Here is an 18,162-nt window from a genome sequence, read left to right on the forward strand (position 1 = left end):
CGGCAAACTGGGAAACGGCGCCGTCCCGGCGTTCCGCGTAGAGATAGAAACGGACAAAATATCCCTTCACTACATTGACGCCGCGAAGCAGGCCAGTTAGCCGTTCATGCGAATCCCGATACCCTCTTCCGAAGTGTCAGATCCACCAAAAATGACCGCACCCGTCGTCACCCGTTTCGCCCCGTCACCGACCGGCTTTCTTCACATCGGGGGGGCGCGAACTGCGCTGTTCAATTGGCTCTATGCGCGCAAGCACGGCGGCATGATGCTGCTCCGGATCGAGGACACCGATCGCGCGCGTTCCACGCCGGCGGCCATCGATGCGATCCTTGACGGGCTGAAGTGGCTGGGTATCGAGTGGGACGACGAAGTCGTGTACCAGTTTTCCCGCGTTGCGCGCCATCGCGAGATCGCTGAGCAGTTGCTCGCCGAAGGCAAGGCTTACCGATGTTATGCAACGCCGGAAGAGCTGTCCGAGATGCGCGAGAAGGCGCGGGCCGAAGGTCGTGCCAAGCTTTACGACGGCCGTTGGCGCGATCGCGACGAGTCCGAAGCACCGCCAGGCGTCAAGCCAACCATTCGCCTCAAGGCGCCTCTGACCGGTGAAACCGTGATCGAGGATCAAGTTCAGGGACGCATTGTTTGGCAGAACGAGAACCTCGATGACCTCGTGCTGCTGCGCGGCGATGGCACGCCGACCTACATGCTCGCCGTCGTTGTCGACGACCGCGACATGGGCGTGACACACATCATTCGCGGCGACGACCACCTCATCAATGCAGCCCGCCAGAAGCAGATATACGATACCCTTGGATGGTCTCTCCCGACGATGGCCCACATTCCGCTTATCCATGGCCCCGACGGCTCGAAGCTTTCCAAGCGTCACGGCGCCTTGGGAGTCGATGCCTATCGCGCGATGGGATATTTACCGGTGGCACTTCGCAACTATCTGGTTCGGCTCGGCTGGAGCCATGGCGATCAGGAGATCTTCTCCACACAGGAAATGATCGACGCGTTCGATCTGTCTGCCATTGGACGCTCCGCTGCACGCTTCGACTTTGCCAAACTCGAAAACCTCAACGGCCATTATATTCGCAGTTGTGACGATCGTGCTCTGGTGACCTTGTTCGAGAATGCGCTCGATTACGTTCCGCGCGGAACGGACATCAAGCCGAAACTCAACGAGGTTACACGAGCGCAACTCCTGCGCGCGATGCCGGGACTCAAAGAGCGGGCCAAAACCCTGATCGAATTGATCGAGGGCGCTCGATTTATCTTCGCAGATCGACCTTTGACGATGGAATCCAAAGCCGCCGCGTTGCTGACGCCGGAGATACGCACACTGATCGGAAGGCTTCGCGCGGTCCTTGAATCGGTTACTTCGTGGAGCGCGGAAACGACCGAAGCCGCGATGCGGACTTTTGCTGAACAAAACAATCTCAAACTCGGCGCTATCGCGCAGCCGCTTCGAATCGCGTTGACCGGTCGAACGACATCGCCCGGCATATTCGACGTCCTCGCTACGCTCGGAAAAGAGACGTGTTTGGCTCGGCTTGGCGATCAAAGTTCACCGTAACGCCCACCATCCGATTTTTGGCGATCTTGCGGTGCACATAGCAATACGATACCCCTTTGCGCGGCGCTTTGTAACGGCCGACTAGTCTCCTCATCGAGAGACCAGGCGATCCGCAACGATCTCATCGGGGGGGCTTCACGATGAACGCAACGAGCACAAAAACCGCAACGTTGACGGTCGAGAATAAGAGTTACGAGTTCCCCGTCCTGAGTGGCACGGTCGGACCGGATGTCATCGACATCGCCAAGCTTTACGCGCAGGCCGGCTTGTTTACTTACGACCCGGGATTCACGTCCACCGGCAGCTGCCAATCCAAGATCACCTATATCGATGGTGACGAAGGCGTACTCGAATATCGCGGTTATCCGATCGAGCAACTCGCGGAAAAAGGCGATTTCCTCGAGACCTGCTATCTGCTGCTCTACGGTGAGCTGCCCACGACGTCGCAGAAGAGCGATTTCGACAAGCGTGTCATCCACCACACCATGGTCCATGAGCAGATGACGCGGTTCTTCCAAAGCTTCCGCCGCGATGCTCATCCCATGGCGGTCATGGTGGCTGCGGTCGGCGCGCTTGCCGCCTTTTATCACGACTCCACTGACATCAACGATCCCAAGCAGCGCATGGTCGCGTCCATGCGTATGATCGCGAAAATGCCGACACTGGCTGCGATGGCCTACAAATATACGATCGGCCAGCCGTTCATCTATCCGAAGAACTCCCTGAGCTTTGCCGAGAACTTCCTCTATATGTGCTTCGCCGTGCCGTGCGAGGACTACAACATCAACCCTGTTCTGGCGAACGCGCTCGACAAGATCTTCATTCTGCATGCTGACCACGAGCAGAACGCATCGACATCGACCGTGCGCATCGCAGGCTCCTCAGGTTCGAATCCATTCGCGTGCATTGCCGCCGGCATCGCCTGCCTGTGGGGACCCGCACACGGCGGCGCCAACGAGGCGGCGCTAACCATGCTTTCTGAAATCGGAACCGTGGACAGGATTCCGGAATTCATCGACAGGGTGAAGGACAAGAACAGCGACGTCCGGCTGATGGGATTCGGACATCGGGTCTACAAGAACTACGATCCCCGCGCGAAGATCATGCAAAAAATGTGTCACGCGGTGCTCAACGAAACGGGTCATGGCAATGATCCCATGCTCAAGGTAGCGCTGGAGCTCGAAAAGATCGCTTTGAACGATGAATATTTTATCGATCGCAAACTGTATCCCAACGTCGACTTCTATTCGGGCCTTACTCTGAAAGCGATGGGCTTTCCGACCTCGATGTTCACGGTGCTGTTCGCGGTCGCGCGCACCGTCGGCTGGATCAGCCAGTGGAGCGAGATGATCGAGGATCCGCAGCAGAAGATCGGTCGCCCACGGCAGCTGTATACCGGCGCGACCCGGCGCGATTACATCGACATGGCCAACCGCAAGTAGTTTTCGAGCGAAGTGGAATCCGGTTCGCGTGAAGAAAACGCGTCAAATCCAAAAGCTGGAGTCTTCTACCGTTTCCGCCCGCGCGACTCCCGTATGACCTCGAGCACGATATCGGCCGCGCGCTCACTCGGCGAACGCTGCCCTGTGGACATGATCGTATCGAGCTTGGCAAAAGCCTCGAGCTGAAGCTGCCGCATCGGTGAATCTGTCAGAACCTCCCGCAGCGCCGGCGCAAGATTCCGGGCTGTACAATTTTCCTGGAGGAATTCCGGGATGACATTCTCACCGATCACGAGATTGGCCAGAATGACCGATGATACACGAACGACGCGCTGCGCGATCCACGCTTCCACCCTGCCCCCTTTGTAAGCAGCAACCATCGGAACGCCGGCCAAGGCAAGCTCGAGCGTCACGGTGCCTGACTTGGCGAGTGCCGCGCGCGCCGCGCGAAACGCGGCGCGCTTGTCATCGTCGCCGACCAGGATCCTTGGCCGACGCGGCCAGTTCGCGACGGCTATTGTGATCTCGTCGACGAGATGCGGCATTGTGGGCAAAATTACATCGATCTCGGGGGCGCTCTGTCGCAACACCTCGATGGTCTCGCCGAAGACGGAGAGGTGATGGCGGATTTCACTACGCCGGCTCCCGGGCAATACCAGAAGCGTCGGAGCTACCGCATCGCGCCGCCGACGTTCCTCGGCGTCCGGCCGCAGCACTCCAACCTGCTCGAGTAGCGGATGGCCGACATAGGTGCAGGGCGGACCTTCAAGCCTGCGATACGCTTCCGGTTCGAATGGTAGCAGCGCCAATACGTGATCGACATAGCTACGCATGGCCCGCGCCCTGCCGGGCCGCCAGGCCCACACCGAGGGGGAGACGTAATCCACGATCGGCAAGCCGCGCCGCCGGGCGCGCACGCGTCGCGCCACGCGGTGGGTGAAGTCGGGACTGTCGATAATGACGAGCATGTCCGGCGCAGCCGCGATAACGGCATCCGCTGTCTCGCGTATCCGCCGCAGGATCATGGGAAGCTGCTTCACCACGGCCGCGAATCCCATGATCGACAGATCTTCGATCGGGAACAACGACACGAGACCTTCGCGCGCCATTGACTGACCGCCGACGCCTTCGAACCGCACAGTGTCGCCGAGCCGCCGCCGCAAAGCTTTCATCAGGCTGGAGCCGAGGCGGTCGCCGGACTCTTCCGTTGCAATGAGAAATATTTTTCGGGAGTGATCTGCTGACGCCTTGTCCGGCATTATGCAGACAGCCCGACAACGAACAGGTTTGATGCGTCCGCCTCGCCGACCAGCGCCTGTGGTTCTGCGACGAGCGTATTCCCGGCGACAACGGCCAGTCCGGCTAGCCCGGCGGCGGCCGCATTTTTGATGGTTTGCGGACCTAGCGTCGGCAGATCGTAGCGCAAGTCCTGTCCGTGCTTTGGTGCCTTTACGAGCACGCCGCGCTGGGCCCTGGCACGGATTCGTCCGTTGGCACGCAGTTGGGCGATACGAGCCAAAAGCGCGTCCGTTCCTTCGATTCCCTCCACGCCGACCACATGACCGTCGATTACAACGACAGCCTGCCCGACGTCGAAGGGACTGAGGGCGCGCAGCATGTCCAGCCCCTTGGCTATGTCACTGGCCGCGGATTGATCCGGCGTTTTCCGGGTCAGGCATCCGGCAGGCATCAGCAGATCCGGCGCGATGTCCTTGATCCCCACCATTCGAAAACCGTCGCGTTCCAGAATGCGACCGATCCCTGACAGCAAATGGTCATCGCCACCCCGAAACGCCGCCAAAACATGTCCCATCACCCGGACGGTTCCCCAGTCCAGGCGAATCTCCGACAGCGCCGGGCGAACCAGCGTCCCGATGAAAATCAGATCTCGGCAGTTTTCCGCGCGCAACAGCCGCACAACCTTTCCGATCTGGCCGACCGCGATCCAGTGATGTGTGAAATGCGACACCTTTTCCGGGTCGCATACGCCCTTCAACGCGAAGAAGACGGGTTTGAGACCTCGCGCGGTCAGCGAATCGGCAACCGCGAACGGCAATACTCCGCCGCCGGCGATCAAGCCGATCGGCGAGGAAATACCCGAAACACGATCAGTCATGACTAACACGCCGACTCCGCTATGCAGATCTGTTCGCGCCGCCCTCCGGCAGACAGAGAGGACGATGTTTATCCTCGCCAATAAACGTCAGTATCTCCGCAATAGCAGGATCGTCTGACGCATGTGATTGGACACGCTGGAGACGATCTGCAAAGAGACCCGGCCCGTAAAACAGTTCCTGATAGAACGACCTGACCTTGACGAGACGCTCGCGGGTGAACTTGCGGCGTCTCATGCCGACAACGTTAAGGCCCTCAAGATGCCCATGCTGGCCATTGACGAAGCCGTAGGGAATAACATCGCCACGGATGCCCGTGAGGCCGCCGATCATAGCCTGCCTGCCGATACGTGCGAATTGATGCACGGCAGAAAGACCGCCGATATAGACGAAATCCCCGACTTTGCAGTGTCCGCCCAGCGTTGCCGAATTGGCAAAAATCACGTCATCGCCGACCTGGCAGTCGTGGCCGACATGGCTGTAACTCATGAAGAACCCACGCGCGCCGATGCGTGTAACGCCGACATCCTTGGGTGTGCCGACGTTCATCGTCACACTTTCACGGATCGTGCAGCCATCGCCAATCTCAAGGCGCGTCGGCTCGTTCCCATAACCCATATCCTGTGGCGCGCCACCAAGCGCCGCGAACGGATAGATCGTGCAATTGGCCCCGATAGTTGTGTGTCCCGTGATGGACACATGCGAGATCAGGCGACAGTTCGGACCGAGGACGACGTGGGGACCAACCGTGCAGAACGGCCCAATCTCGGTCGATTCTCCAATCACGGCGCCAGCTTCAATCCGGGCGGTAGGATCGATCCTGCCCATCAGTCGGTCAGCATCGCGCCGACGTCCGCCTCGGCGACGACCACGCCGTTCACCTTGGCATCGCCGTGAAACCACCACATCGTCTTACGGCGCCCGATGCTGCGCATGTGATACTCGACAATATCGCCGGGCATGACTGGTTTGCGAAACTTGCATTTATCGATCGTCAGAAAATAAACCGCGCGCGGCTTTTCCGTGCCCTCCACCGACATAATGCCGATGACGCCCGCCGTCTGCGCCATCCCCTCGATCATAAGCACTCCCGGATAAACCGGTCGTTCCGGAAAATGCCCCTGGAACGCAGGCTCGTTGACCGTGACGTTCTTCACGCCGACCCCGCTATGGTCGGCCCGAATATTGAGAACCCGGTCGATCAGCAAAAACGGATAACGATGAGGAAGGGTCTTGAGAATGGTGGCAATGTCCACATGCTCGAACCTGACCGGCGACTCCATTACTCAGCACCTCGATCCTTCATTCGGTAATTCAATCCTTCGGAGCGGCTTTGGCCGATCCGGCATTAGGAGCACCATTGCGCGCCAGGCGCTCCACTGCAAAGAGTTCGCGGTACCATTGCTTGGTCGGCTTCGCGAAATAACCGCCCCAGCGACCGTTCGGGGGGATATCGTCCTTGACCCCGCTCATGGCAGTGACCTGCGCGCCATCACCGATGTGAAGGTGGTTGTTGATCCCGACCTTGGCGCCCAACGCCACATTGTCGCCGATCGTCAGGCTGCCCGCCAGGCCGATCTGCGCCGCCAGCAGGCAACGCCGGCCGATCGTCACGTTGTGCCCGACCTGAACCTGGTTATCGATTTTTGTCCCCTCTCCGATAACCGTGTCGCGCAGGCTGCCGCGGTCAATGGTCGTACCCGCGCCGATTTCGACATCGTTCTGGATCAGCACGCGTCCGGTCTGCGGGACCTTCACATGACCTTCCGAGCCAAAGAAAATGAAACCGTAACCGTCCTGCCCGATATGGCAGCCCGGGTGGATGAGAACATTGTTGCCGATAAAGGCAGCCTGAATCGTCGTTCCTGCACCGACGTTGCAGTTTCTGCCGATCCGGACGCCTGGGCCAATCACAGCACCAGAACCGATAACCGAACCAGTCCCGATCTGCACTTCCGGACCGATCACCGCCAACGGATCGATCACGACTTCGTCTTCGAGATGCGCAGACGGATGTATGACGGCGGATTCAGCGATAGCCGCGTTATCAAACCAGGACTGCGGTCGCAACACATCGTCATGAAAATCACGAGCGATGCTTACGAACGCACGAAACGGAGCTTTCGAACGCAGAACCGCCACATGAGCCGGAACATCAGCTTCGAAACGCGGACCTACCAGACAGGCACCCGCCTTCGTCGCCGCAAGTTGCGCGGTATATTTGTGGTTGTCAAAAAACGCGAGATGCATAGGGCCGGCCTGATCGAGTGAGGCCAAGCCGACAATCCGAAGGTCGCTCCGGGACGCATCGACCAACTGCGCTCCCGTCGATGAGGCTATCTCCGCCAAAGTCAGCGGCGGCGGCCGCTTAAAGAATGCCGGTTGCGTCATTCCATCCGTCGCGGTTCGCGCAGTGGTCACGCTCAGAACGTGGTTCCGCCGCCAAACCTGAACTCCTGCACGCGGTCGTACTGGCCCTTCGTGATCGGCACGGCGTAGTCGAAGCGAAGCGGGCCAAACGGAGACTGCCAGATCAAGCCGACGCCGACCGAGCTTCGGATCACATTGGTGTCGTCAAATTGAAGACCCGCGCAGGTACCCGGACTGGTGCTCGACGTGCTTCGCACACAACCGGGCGCATTGATTTCATTGGTCAGTGCGTACGACGTCGGTCCCTGGTAACCCCAGAGGGAGCCGGCATCCGCGTAAACGGCGCCCTTCAAGCCCACTTCCTTCGGCATGAACCAGAACGGCATCTGCAACTCGACCGACGCGCCCCAGTACTTGGTGCCGCCCAAAGCATCCCTCGTGCTCAGGAAATTGATATCGCGCGGACCGATGCCGTACGGCGCGAAGCCTCGCACCAGATTTGGTCCCATCTGGAAGTTATCCAGCATGCGGATTCCGTTCTGTCCGGCATAGGCGCCGACATTGTTCAGAATACCGCCTTGCAGATGGATCAGCCCGACAATGTCGGAGACCAGTGGTTGATAGTACTTCGCGTCGAGCGCCGTCTTCAGGTATTTGACGTCGCCGCCGACGCCGGCAAAATCCTGCCTGAAATCGATCAGCAGACCAGCGGTCGGGTTCTTGTTGTTATCGAGGGTGTTGTAGGTCAGCGTGTAGCCGAGCATCGAGGTCAGCGTCCGGCCGCGCTCCAGCTCCCGGCGGATCGGCAGAGAGGCCTCGCCATCGGAGTAGCAGCCGAGGCTCGAACCATCCCACACTCCATTGGCATTCATGAACGCTGGCGAGGGATTGTAGTTCGGGTCGCCGAAGTTGTTGTTACAGTTCCGCAGAGCGCTCGGCAGGCCGATTTCCTGCTGGAAGATCGAATAACGCAGTTGCAACGTCAGATCCTCCCGCAGGCCGAAGCCTAGCCGCGGGCTGAATCCGAGCGTCTTCATGTTATAGGAAATCCATTGGTTGGCGAGTTGTTCGCGCTGGTAAAGGTCGAGCCCAAGCGCGACGCGATAATCCAGCAGGAACGGCTCGACAAACGACAGCGAGTATCCCCTCGCCCACTGCCCGTATTGGACCGAGGCCTTCGCATATAGACCGCGGCCGAGCAGATTGCGCTCGGAGACGCTGACTTCCGCAAGCGCGCCTTGGGTCGTCGAAAAGCCGCCGGACACCGAGAAATCGCCGGTCGATTTGTCTTCGACCTCGACGTCGAGAATCACGCGGTCGCTTGAAGAACCGGGTTCAGTCGTGATCTTGACCGTCTTGAAGAAGTCGAGATTTTTCAGGCGGCGCTCCGCACGATCTACCAGCGACCTATTGTAGGCATCGCCCTCCGAAATATCGAACTCACGCCGGATCACATAGTCTCGCGTCCGTGTGTTGCCCCTGACGTTGATGCGCTCGATATAGGTTCGCGGACCCTCGTCGATCGCGAATACGATTGAGACGGTATGGGCATCGAAGTTACGATCGCCTCGCGGACGCACGACGGCGAAAGCATACCCGCGCCGCGACGCTTCGACTTGCATCTCTTCGACGGACTTCTCCAGTGCTTCGGCGTTGTAGAGCGATCCGACGTTGACACGAGAAAAACTGCGCATCGAATTTCCGTCGAATGTCGGAATCGACGACTCAAACGCCACCGATCCGACGCGGTACTGCTGGCCTTCGTCAATCTTGAAGGTCACGAGGAACCCGTGGCGACCGGGATCGTATTCGGTCAGGGCGGCGATGATCTGAACATCGGCATAGCCATGCTTCAGATAATAGCGGCGCAGCAAGTCGCGGTCGGCCTCGACGCGGTCGGGATCATAGGTGTCCCCTCCGCCGAGGAAGCTAAGGAAGTTCGATTCGTGCGTCTTGATGACGTCCTTCAGCCGGTAGGACGAAAAGGCTTGGTTGCCGATAAACTCAATCGAGGCGATGCCGGTCTTGTCTCCTTCAGCGATCGTGAAGATGAGATCGACGCGGTTGTTGGGCTGTTCGATGAACTCGGGTGTGACGTGCACATCGTAGCGGCCGGAATGGCGATAGATTTCGACGATTCGCCGGACGTCAGACTGAACCATCGGCCGGGAAAATGTACCGCGCGGCTTGGACTGGATTTCCGACTTCAGTTGATCGTCCTTCACCTTCTTGTTGCCCTCGAAGGCAACCCGGTTGATGACCGGATTCTCGACGACCGAGACCACCAGCCCGTTCCCCACCCGGTTGATCCTGACATCCTGAAACAGGCCGGTTTCGATCAGCGCTTTCAAGGCGTCATCAATGCTGGCCTGGTCAAGGCGCCCACTGGCATCTGGCTTGAAATAGGAACGGATCGTATCCAACTCGACGCGGCGGTTCCCCTCGACGGAGATCGACGACAGCGTCTGGGCGGCAGCGGGAGACGACACGAGTGGGACGGTCATCACAGCGGCGACCGGCACGCCAATGGAAATCAGGGCGGCGAGCAATGTCCCCCTTAACACTCGCATTCCAACATTCATGCGCAACGCGCCCTTATCAATTCTGACGCCGCCCAGTTCCCCCTCAGGCGGCAGATTCCCATTCGCGCTGTTTGTAGCCAATTTTCCTTCAGTGGCAAACGGCCATTCGCAGTGCAATTCTAATTTAATTCCAAGACGTTGCCCATAAGTCACGCCCGAATCACGACGATCCTGGACTAAGCCTCAGCCAGAATCGAACGTGATCGATTCCAAGAAATTTCAGAGCGACGTGCGGGCGGAAAACCGCGAAGAATTTTTCCTCATCCCGCCCTGGAGCGAACGACTCACGATCCAGCCAGGTGCAGAATATCGTTGTAGGTGGCGAAAACCATTAACATCAACACCAGACCCAGCCCGATTCGAAAACCCACTTCCTGCGCACGCTCGGATATCGGCCGACCCCGCACGGCTTCCGCCGCGTAAAACAAAAGGTGCCCGCCATCCAGCAACGGAACCGGAAACAGGTTTAGCAGTCCAATCGATACGGAAAGAACGGCGGCAAGATGGATCAACTCAGCGAAGCCGATCGTGGCTACCTGCCCGGAAATCTGAGCAATCCGCAGCGGTCCTCCAACCTGGTCGGCGGCCTCGCGCCCGGTGAAAATCCCGCCGATATAAGCCATCGTGCGGTCGACCACGAACCAGGTTTCCTTAACTCCCAACCATAGTGCCACCGCCGGGTTCACATATTCCCTGGTGACGTCTCCTGGCGACGTCGCGCGCGTGATTCCGAGAACGCCGATCCGGTAAATGTTTCCGAACCGGTCCTTGATCTCCTTGAGCTCCGGCACTCCTTTGAGATCAACGATAGAATCGCCTCGCTTCACTGCGAATGTCAGCGTCTCGCCGGCACTGGTACCGACGATCCGCTGCATGTCAGAAAAGCTGTCGATCTTGCCGCCATTGATCGCGGTCACGATATCGCCGGCCTTGAAACCGGCGGCTTCAGCGGCGCTGCCGGCCTGTATCCCGTCTACGCGAGCTGTCGTGCTGGGCTTACCCAGAAACATCAACAGACTAGCGAAAATAACAATCGCGAGGATGAAGTTGGCGATGGGGCCGGCAGCAACGATCGCGGCGCGCGGACCAACGTTCTTGTGATGAAAGCTACTCTCGCGCTCCTCCGCCGTCATGGAGGCAAGGGTCGCGTTCGAGGGATTGCTGGCTTCGGAATCATCGCCAAAGAACCTGACGTATCCGCCCAGGGGAATCGCGGAGAGCTTCCAGCGCGTTCCGTGCCTGTCGTTGAAGCCCGCCAGCTCGGGGCCGAAGCCCACGGAAAATGTCAGCACCTTCACGCCCGCCCAGCGCGCAACGAGAAAGTGGCCAAGTTCGTGAAAAAAAACAACGATGGTGAGGACAAACAGGAACGGAACGATGTAGCCAATCAAACCTGAGCTTAGCATATTGAAACTATTAAGAAAAAAATCGGCCATTCCGTTTCCCTCGTCCAGTGCCGGTGGCCCTGTTCCCGTCCACGCCTAAGATGCCTTTGCGGCAATTTGAGGCAATAGTGAAGCAGCCATATTTCGCGCGTTATGGTCAACGGCGAGGGCGTCATCAGCCGACGCCAAGGGCGCGAGATTTCCTGCCCGGACCCAGCCATTCATGGTGGCTTCGACCAGGCGTGCGATGGCGCCAAACCTGATCTTCTCAGCGATAAACGCCGCGACGGCGATCTCGTTTGCAGCGTTGTAGACCGTGGTTGCGCCATTTCCGGTCCGCAGCGCATCATAAGCGAGCCGCAACGCCGGGAATCGGGCGAAATCCGGCGCCTCGAAAGTCAGTTGTCCAATTTTAGCGAGATCGAGCTTCGCCGCCGGTCCCGCAATGCGTTCCGGCCAACCGAGACAATGTGCGATCGGCGTCCGCATGTCGGGGGTGCCAAGTTGAGCGACGACGGATCGGTCTGAGAACTCGACCATGCCGTGGACGATCGATTGCGGGTGAACCAGGACGTCGATCTCGTCCGGCGTCAGCGCAAACAGGCAGGCGGCCTCAATGACTTCGAGCCCCTTGTTCATCATCGACGCTGAATCGATGGTGATCTTCTGTCCCATGCTCCAGTTCGGGTGCTTCAACGCCTGCGCCAACGTCGCTTTCTCGATGTCAGCCGCCGCCCAGGTGCGAAACGGTCCTCCTGACGCGGTGATGATGACGCGCGTGAGTTCATCGCGATTTCCCGAACTCAGAGCCTGAAACAAGGCATTGTGTTCGGAGTCCGCTGGCAGGATGCAAGCTCCCGCCTTCGCGGCGCGCTGCATGAAGAAATCGCCGGCGCAGACCAGGCATTCCTTGTTCGCAAGCGCAATCGTCGTCCCTCGATCAACGGCTGCAAGCGCGGGCTTCAGTCCAGCCGCGCCGCTCACCGCGGCCATCAGCCAGTCGGCTGGACGCGAAGCGGCCTCGATGATCGCGCTTTCGCCGACACCACACTCGATGCCGCTACCAGCAAGCGCATCCTTTAATTCGCCAAAGCGAGCGATATCCGCGATCGCCACAAACCGCGCGTCAAATTCGCGCGCCAGCTTGGCAAGGCCTTCAACATTGGAGTTCGCGGTTAGGGCCTCGACCCGATAGCGGCCGGGCGCGCCGCGCAACAAATCCATGGTGCTGTCGCCGATCGATCCGGTCGCTCCCAGAACCGTCACGGTCCTGACGCCAGCCTCAACCGGCTTGTCGTTTTTCAACGGAACAGCACTCATACCTCACCAACCCATAAGAGCGTGACCGATGCCATTGGCATCGCCAAGCAGAAATCCGAAAAACATGGCGAACACGATCGCCGCGACAAAGCCGTCGAGACGATCGAGCAAGCCGCCGTGACCGGGAATGATCTGACTGGAATCCTTGACCCCGAATCGCCTTTTGACCGCAGATTCAAACAAATCGCCCGATTGCGACACGATTGACAGAACCGCCCCTAGGAAAAGCAAAGACGTCAGATTTCCAAAACCAAAAGCCGAAAATCCGGCGGCAACTGCAAGGCTCGCGACGAAACCGCCTGCCGCACCCGCCCACGTCTTCTTCGGACTAACGCGAGGCCACAATTTGGGTCCGCCGATTCCGCGGCCGGCGAAGTATCCCCCGATGTCCGTCACCCACACCACCAGGAGCACAAACATCAACGCGACAAATCCGTATTCGCCGTCGAGGCGAACCTGAACCGCCGCAAATGCGGCAGCCGCCGCGTAACAGAATCCACCGACTGACCAGAGCCGCAACTGTTGCGACATCGCTGCGACCACCGCGGCGCCGATCAGGAGAACAACCAGCGAAACCGCGTCGTATCCGAGCGCCAGGCACAGGCTGGAGACAACGAGGGCTGCGATCCCTGCGGCAACCGTCCACCTTTCCTGCGCGGTGCCGACGATCGTCAGCCATTCGACGTACATGCCGATGGCCGCGAGGGTCACAAGACCTATCCATAGCGGTCCGCCAGCCCATGCGATCGCAATCGCAGCTGGCGCAAGCACCAATGCCGCAATGATACGCGTCCGGAGATTTCGCGATCCGCTTGCGGCAACCGGCGCGAGTTGATCCTGATTCACACTAATGTCCCGAGTCCAAGTTCGAATGTCCTTAGCTAGCAACCTTTGATACGAACTTCGGAATCAAAGGCAAACTAACATCTTATAGTCTAGAATCTTTCCGCTTCTGATGGATGATGCGGACTCTATGATTTTGATTGGCGCGCTTCTTCACGCGACCGATAACCACTTCGTTCGAAAAGCTATGATCACGATCCGGCTTTCGCAGCCAGCCCGCCGAAGCGTCGTTCGCGTCTGGCATATTCGGCGATCGCGCCTTCGAGCGCCGTTCTGTCGAAATCCGGCCAGTGAATCGGGACGAATACAAACTCACTGTAAGCCGCTTGCCACATCAGGAAATTCGACAGCCGCTGCTCACCGCTTGTGCGAATGATCAAGTCAGGATCGGGAATGTCCGGCGCGTCGAGATATCGACCCAGCGTATCGGCATCGACCGTGGCCGGGTCGCGCTTGCCGTCAGCGACTTCACGAGCAAGGCGCTGGGCAGCCTTTGCGATTTCCTGTCGCGAGCCATAGTTGAATGCAACGACAAGATTAAGCCGGTTGTTGTTCTTCGTCAGATCCTCGGCCTCTGTCAGCAGCGCGCAGATATCCGGCTCCAACCCGGCACGCTCGCCGATAACTCGCACCCGCACTCCGTCGCGGTGCAGCGTTGCCAGATCATTACGGACGAACCTTCGCAGCAAGCCGAAGAGATCGCCGATCTCGCTCGGAGGCCGCGACCAGTTCTCGGAACTGAATGAAAAAATGGTCAGATAAAGGATGTTCAATTCGCTTGCAGCACGGACCACGCGCCTCAACGCCTCGACGCCGCGGCGATGACCCTCCGCGCGCGGCAGTCCTCGAGCGGCCGCCCATCGGCCGTTGCCATCCATGATGATCGCAACGTGCAACGGTGTATCGGATTGGTCCGATCCCTCGATTGCAGGCGCAACAGCATTCGACATCAGGCCAGTCCAATCCTGCTAAACGGTAAGGATTTCCTTTTCCTTGCCCGCCAGCAACTGATCGATTTCGGAGATTACGCCGTCCGTAGCCTTCTGAACATCGTTCGCCAGGCGTTTCTCGTCGTCCTCGGAAATCTCGTGATTCTTTTCGAGCTTCTTGAGCGTATCCAAGCCGTCGCGACGCACATGACGAGCCGCCACCTTGGCCGCCTCCGCATATTTGTGCGCGACCTTTACCAATTCCTTGCGCCGCTCTTCGTTAAGTTCGGGGATACGCAGTCGCAATACCTGTCCCTCGGTGGCCGGGCTCAGTCCGAGGTTAGAATCGACAATCGCCTTCTCGACAGCCTTCACCATCGATCTGTCCCATACCTGTACCGACAGCAGGCGCGGCTCGGGGACACTGATCGTTGCAACCTGATTTAACGGCATGTGGCTGCCATAGGCATCGACTTGCACCGGGTCGAGCATTGACGGCGACGCCCGACCGGTCCGCAAGCCCCCCAGTTCATGCTTGAGGGACTGTATCGCTCCCTGCATTCGCCGCTTCAGGTCGCCGATATCGAAGTTTTCCGACGCCATGTGCCCTCCATCTGGAACTTGCCTGAACTACATCCGATCCGACGCCACGGATCAACTTGCGACGATCGTCCCGCGGCCGGTCCCCCTCAGGATGGCGCCGATAGAATCCGGTTCGGCGATCGAGAACACAATGATAGGCAGCGACGTCTCGCGAGCAAGCGCGAAAGCTGTCGCATCCATGACCTTATAGCCGCCTTCGAGCGCCTGCGAGTGACTTAACCGTTCGAACCGTTTCGCCGACGGGTCCTTCTTCGGATCGGCACTATATACGCCATCCACGTTGGTCGCCTTGAGCACGGCTTGCGCGCCGATCTCGGCGGCACGAAGCACCGCCGTCGTATCGGTCGTGAAATAAGGATTTCCGGTTCCGCCCGCGAGCAGAACAATTCGGTTCTCTGCAAGATATTTGTGCGCCGCACGGCGGGTGAAGAGCTCACAGACTTCGGGCATTACAAACGAAGAGAGGGCGCGCGCCGATTGCCCGCGGCGTTCGAGGGCGGCCTCGAGCGCAAGGCAGTTCATGACGGTTGCAAGCATTCCCATCGTATCGCCGGTCGGACGCGAGACGCCGCGGGACGATACCTCGACGCCCCGGAATATATTTCCTCCGCCGACAACGACCGCGATTTCAGCTCCCAGCGCGCGGGCCGCGGTCAGATCGCCGGCAATACGATCGATGGTGGGCTGATCGATGCCGAAAGATTGCGAACCCGCCAGATATTCCCCCGACAGCTTCACGACAACACGACGGTAGGCCGGCTGATCCATGATGCGTTAGCTCCGTCGCGAGTCAGACTGTCCCGCCTCAGATCCGGCGTCAGCCCTGTCCGGCCGCCGCAGCAACCTCGGCCGCAAAATCGGAATCGGCCTTCTCGATTCCTTCGCCGAGAGCATAGCGCACAAAGCCTGTAATCTTCACAGGCGCCCCAACCCTGCCCTCGGCTTCCTTGAGCGCCTGGCCAACACTCTTCTTGTCGTCGAAGATAAACGGCTGTTCCAGCAGCGTCTGTTCCTTGAAAAAGGTCTTCAGGCCGGACTCGGTGATCTTCTCGATCATCGCTTCCGGCTTGCCTTGTTGCCGAAACTTGTCAGCGAGGACGTCCTTCTCACGTGTGACGACATCCGGGTCGACTCCCGCGGGATCGATGGCCAGCGGATTCGTGGACGCGACATGCATCGCAATCTGGCGGCCAAGCGCTGCGAGCTCGTCGGCATTACCGGCAGACTCAAGCGCGACGATCACCCCCAATTTGCCTGCACCGTCGATCACGGCATTGTGGACATAGCTCGCGACGACCCCCTTGGCGACCTCCAGCGAATCCGCGCGACGCAACGTCATATTCTCGCCGATGGTAGCGATGGCATCCGAGATCGCCGTCTCCACGGTGGCGCTACCAACCTTGGCGGCCTTGATCACCTCGACATTGGCGCCGACGCTGAGGGCGACCTGCGCCACCATCTTGACCAATCCTTGAAACTGCTCATTGCGCGCAACGAAGTCGGTTTCCGAATTGACTTCAACGACGACACCCTTGTTGCCGCTGGTGACGACGCCGATCAGGCCCTCGGCTGCCACACGCCCCGCCTTCTTGGCAGCCTTGGAAAGTCCCTTCTTGCGCAGCCAGTCAATCGCAGCCTGCATGTCACCGTTGTTTTCGGTCAACGCCTGCTTGCAATCCATCATGCCGACGCCAGTGGTTTCGCGCAGCTCCTTGACCATCGCCGCGGTGATTGTCGCCATTGCTGTAATGTCCTTTGCCTGTCGGGAGATTGCGGTACGGCTTACTGCCCCCGCCACCTCTATTCAGGGATCAAGTCAGAAAATCAGGTCTGAAGCGGCCGGCCGCAACACCGCCCGCGCGTCACGTTATTCGGCCTCGGCGGTCATTGCCTTAGCCTGGGCAACCCAGCCGTCGGCCCGGCTTGGAAGGCCAACTTCTTCGCCAATCCTGTGCGCGGTATCGTGATCGAGCTCTGCAAGCTGCCAATAGTGAAAGATGCCGAGATCGTTGAACTTTTTCTCTATCGCCCCTGACACGCCCGTGAGCTTCTTGAGATCGTCGGCGACGCCTCGCGGCCCGGCGAGCCCCTGGAAGCCGGCAGGCTGCGCGGCATCCGGAAGCTGTTCCTGCACCGGCGCAACCGAGGCGCCGACATCGATGCCGGAATCACCCTGAGCCCGCGAAATGCCGTCGATTGCCGCTCGGGCAATGAGGTCGCAATACAGGCTGATGGCGCGGCCCGCATCGTCGTTACCGGGCACGATATATGTGATGCCTTTCGGATCGCAGTTGGTGTCCACGATCGCCGCGACCGGAATGTTCAGCCGCTGGGCTTCCTGGATCGCGATGTCTTCCTTGTTGGTATCGATCACGAAGATCAAATCGGGGAGACCGCCCATGTCCTTGATACCGCCGAGCGAACGATCGAGCTTGTCGCGCTCGCGCTGCAGCGTCAGCCGTTCCTTCTTGGTGTAGGCATTGGCATCGCCGGAATTGAGCACCTCGTCGAGATGGCGCAACCGCTTGATCGAACCGGAAATCGTTTTCCAGTTGGTCAGCGTGCCGCCCAGCCATCGCGAATTGACGAAATACTGTGCCGAGCGCTTCGCCGACTCGGCGACGCCGTCCTGCGCCTGCCGCTTGGTGCCGACGAACAGGATGCGGCCGCCCTTGGCGACGGTATCACTGACGGCCTGCAACGCACGGTGCAGCAACGGCACGGTCTGCGCGAGGTCGATGATATGGATGTTGTTACGCGCACCGAAAATGTACTCCGCCATTTTCGGATTCCAGCGGTGCGATTGGTGGCCGAAATGAACGCCAGCCTCAAGCAGCTGACGCATGGTGAATTCAGGTAGCGCCATGGTAAAATTCTCCGGTTGGTTCCTCCGGAAACGTGTGAGCAGACCGAACCGTCAAACCAAAAGGAATGCGGTCCGGCAGCCACCGGACGGCTTTTTAGGCCATGTTTCCGTGTGAGATGCGGCCTGTATAGC

16 protein-coding genes are annotated in these 18,162 nt (G+C 59.3%); 2 read left to right on the forward strand and 14 right to left on the reverse strand.

The annotated features are described in order from the left end of the window. Positions 1 to 151: 151 nt before the first annotated feature. Positions 152 to 1,576 carry a glutamate--tRNA ligase gene (gene gltX, locus B2M20_RS08595; protein WP_079446644.1) on the forward strand — a complete coding sequence of 475 codons (1,425 nt, stop codon included), beginning with the start codon at positions 152 to 154 and terminating at the stop codon, positions 1,574 to 1,576. A gap of 140 nt (positions 1,577 to 1,716) precedes the next feature. Next, positions 1,717 to 3,018: a citrate synthase gene (gene gltA / locus B2M20_RS08600; RefSeq protein WP_079446645.1), complete on the forward strand. Its 1,302-nt coding sequence runs from the start codon at positions 1,717 to 1,719 to the stop codon at positions 3,016 to 3,018. A gap of 65 nt (positions 3,019 to 3,083) precedes the next feature. Here gltA and lpxB read toward each other — a convergent pair whose 3' ends face one another. The 14 genes from lpxB to B2M20_RS08670 all read right to left on the reverse strand — a co-directional run bounded on the left by lpxB (position 3,084) and on the right by B2M20_RS08670 (position 18,030). Further along, the gene (gene lpxB / locus B2M20_RS08605) at positions 3,084 to 4,277 is read right to left on the reverse strand and encodes a lipid-A-disaccharide synthase (RefSeq protein WP_079446646.1); all 1,194 of its coding nucleotides are present in this window, start codon (positions 4,275 to 4,277) and stop codon (positions 3,084 to 3,086) included. Next, a complete protein-coding gene (locus B2M20_RS08610; RefSeq protein WP_079446647.1) occupies positions 4,277 to 5,134 on the reverse strand; it encodes an LpxI family protein in 858 nt (285 codons plus the stop codon). The genes lpxB and B2M20_RS08610 overlap by 1 nt, the downstream gene beginning before the upstream one ends. A gap of 19 nt (positions 5,135 to 5,153) precedes the next feature. Then, entirely contained in the window at positions 5,154 to 5,960 is an 807-nt protein-coding gene (lpxA, locus tag B2M20_RS08615) for an acyl-ACP--UDP-N-acetylglucosamine O-acyltransferase (RefSeq protein ID WP_079446648.1), read from the reverse strand. Continuing rightward, on the reverse strand, positions 5,960 to 6,415 hold the full coding sequence (gene fabZ, locus B2M20_RS08620; RefSeq protein ID WP_079446649.1) for a 3-hydroxyacyl-ACP dehydratase FabZ: 456 nt from the start codon (positions 6,413 to 6,415) through the stop codon (positions 5,960 to 5,962). The genes lpxA and fabZ overlap by 1 nt, the downstream gene beginning before the upstream one ends. 31 nt (positions 6,416 to 6,446) lie before the next feature. Beyond that, positions 6,447 to 7,523, reverse strand: coding sequence for a UDP-3-O-(3-hydroxymyristoyl)glucosamine N-acyltransferase (gene lpxD, locus B2M20_RS08625; protein WP_079446748.1), 1,077 nt, complete (start codon positions 7,521 to 7,523; stop codon positions 6,447 to 6,449). A 32-nt stretch (positions 7,524 to 7,555) separates the two neighbouring features. Next, complete coding sequence (gene bamA, locus B2M20_RS08630; RefSeq protein WP_079446749.1) at positions 7,556 to 10,084, reverse strand: outer membrane protein assembly factor BamA; 2,529 nt, start codon at positions 10,082 to 10,084, stop codon at positions 7,556 to 7,558. Between the two features lie 284 nt (positions 10,085 to 10,368). Next, a complete protein-coding gene (rseP, locus tag B2M20_RS08635; protein ID WP_079446650.1) occupies positions 10,369 to 11,520 on the reverse strand; it encodes an RIP metalloprotease RseP in 1,152 nt (383 codons plus the stop codon). Positions 11,521 to 11,565: 45 nt separating this feature from the next. Continuing rightward, positions 11,566 to 12,789, reverse strand: coding sequence for a 1-deoxy-D-xylulose-5-phosphate reductoisomerase (dxr, locus tag B2M20_RS08640; protein ID WP_079446651.1), 1,224 nt, complete (start codon positions 12,787 to 12,789; stop codon positions 11,566 to 11,568). 3 nt (positions 12,790 to 12,792) lie between these two features. Further along, positions 12,793 to 13,635, reverse strand: coding sequence for a phosphatidate cytidylyltransferase (locus B2M20_RS08645; RefSeq protein WP_079446652.1), 843 nt, complete (start codon positions 13,633 to 13,635; stop codon positions 12,793 to 12,795). A 188-nt stretch (positions 13,636 to 13,823) separates the two neighbouring features. After that, positions 13,824 to 14,582 (reverse strand): isoprenyl transferase, encoded by a 759-nt coding sequence (locus tag B2M20_RS08650; RefSeq protein WP_079446653.1) that lies wholly within the window; start codon positions 14,580 to 14,582, stop codon positions 13,824 to 13,826. Positions 14,583 to 14,600: 18 nt separating this feature from the next. Next, the gene (frr, locus tag B2M20_RS08655) at positions 14,601 to 15,164 is read right to left on the reverse strand and encodes a ribosome recycling factor (protein WP_079446654.1); all 564 of its coding nucleotides are present in this window, start codon (positions 15,162 to 15,164) and stop codon (positions 14,601 to 14,603) included. A gap of 51 nt (positions 15,165 to 15,215) precedes the next feature. Beyond that, positions 15,216 to 15,932: a UMP kinase gene (gene pyrH, locus B2M20_RS08660; protein WP_079446655.1), complete on the reverse strand. Its 717-nt coding sequence runs from the start codon at positions 15,930 to 15,932 to the stop codon at positions 15,216 to 15,218. A gap of 49 nt (positions 15,933 to 15,981) precedes the next feature. Then, on the reverse strand, positions 15,982 to 16,905 hold the full coding sequence (gene tsf / locus B2M20_RS08665; RefSeq protein WP_079446656.1) for a translation elongation factor Ts: 924 nt from the start codon (positions 16,903 to 16,905) through the stop codon (positions 15,982 to 15,984). A 126-nt stretch (positions 16,906 to 17,031) separates the two neighbouring features. Further along, complete coding sequence (locus B2M20_RS08670) at positions 17,032 to 18,030, reverse strand: 30S ribosomal protein S2 (RefSeq protein ID WP_079446657.1); 999 nt, start codon at positions 18,028 to 18,030, stop codon at positions 17,032 to 17,034. Positions 18,031 to 18,162: the final 132 nt, after the last annotated feature.

The organism is Nitrobacter vulgaris (assembly GCF_002028545.1).
GTDB classification, from domain to species: domain Bacteria; phylum Pseudomonadota; class Alphaproteobacteria; order Rhizobiales; family Xanthobacteraceae; genus Nitrobacter; species Nitrobacter vulgaris.

Excerpts from the sequence above, each read along its gene's own strand:
- B2M20_RS08610 (WP_079446647.1), bottom strand. The coding sequence starts at position 5,134 with ATGACTGATCGTGTTTCGGGTATTTCCTCGCCGATCGGCTTGATCGCC.
- B2M20_RS08670 (WP_079446657.1), bottom strand. The coding sequence starts at position 18,030 with ATGGCGCTACCTGAATTCACCATGCGTCAGCTGCTTGAGGCTGGCGTT.
- bamA (WP_079446749.1), bottom strand. The coding sequence starts at position 10,084 with ATGAATGTTGGAATGCGAGTGTTAAGGGGGACATTGCTCGCCGCCCTG.
- gltX (WP_079446644.1), top strand. The coding sequence starts at position 152 with ATGACCGCACCCGTCGTCACCCGTTTCGCCCCGTCACCGACCGGCTTT.
- lpxB (WP_079446646.1), bottom strand. The coding sequence starts at position 4,277 with ATGCCGGACAAGGCGTCAGCAGATCACTCCCGAAAAATATTTCTCATT.
- lpxA (WP_079446648.1), bottom strand. The coding sequence starts at position 5,960 with ATGGGCAGGATCGATCCTACCGCCCGGATTGAAGCTGGCGCCGTGATT.
- rseP (WP_079446650.1), bottom strand. The coding sequence starts at position 11,520 with ATGGCCGATTTTTTTCTTAATAGTTTCAATATGCTAAGCTCAGGTTTG.
- lpxD (WP_079446748.1), bottom strand. The coding sequence starts at position 7,523 with ATGACGCAACCGGCATTCTTTAAGCGGCCGCCGCCGCTGACTTTGGCG.
- pyrH (WP_079446655.1), bottom strand. The coding sequence starts at position 15,932 with ATGGATCAGCCGGCCTACCGTCGTGTTGTCGTGAAGCTGTCGGGGGAA.
- dxr (WP_079446651.1), bottom strand. The coding sequence starts at position 12,789 with ATGAGTGCTGTTCCGTTGAAAAACGACAAGCCGGTTGAGGCTGGCGTC.
- gltA (WP_079446645.1), top strand. The coding sequence starts at position 1,717 with ATGAACGCAACGAGCACAAAAACCGCAACGTTGACGGTCGAGAATAAG.
- B2M20_RS08650 (WP_079446653.1), bottom strand. The coding sequence starts at position 14,582 with ATGTCGAATGCTGTTGCGCCTGCAATCGAGGGATCGGACCAATCCGAT.
- fabZ (WP_079446649.1), bottom strand. The coding sequence starts at position 6,415 with ATGGAGTCGCCGGTCAGGTTCGAGCATGTGGACATTGCCACCATTCTC.
- frr (WP_079446654.1), bottom strand. The coding sequence starts at position 15,164 with ATGGCGTCGGAAAACTTCGATATCGGCGACCTGAAGCGGCGAATGCAG.
- tsf (WP_079446656.1), bottom strand. The coding sequence starts at position 16,905 with ATGGCGACAATCACCGCGGCGATGGTCAAGGAGCTGCGCGAAACCACT.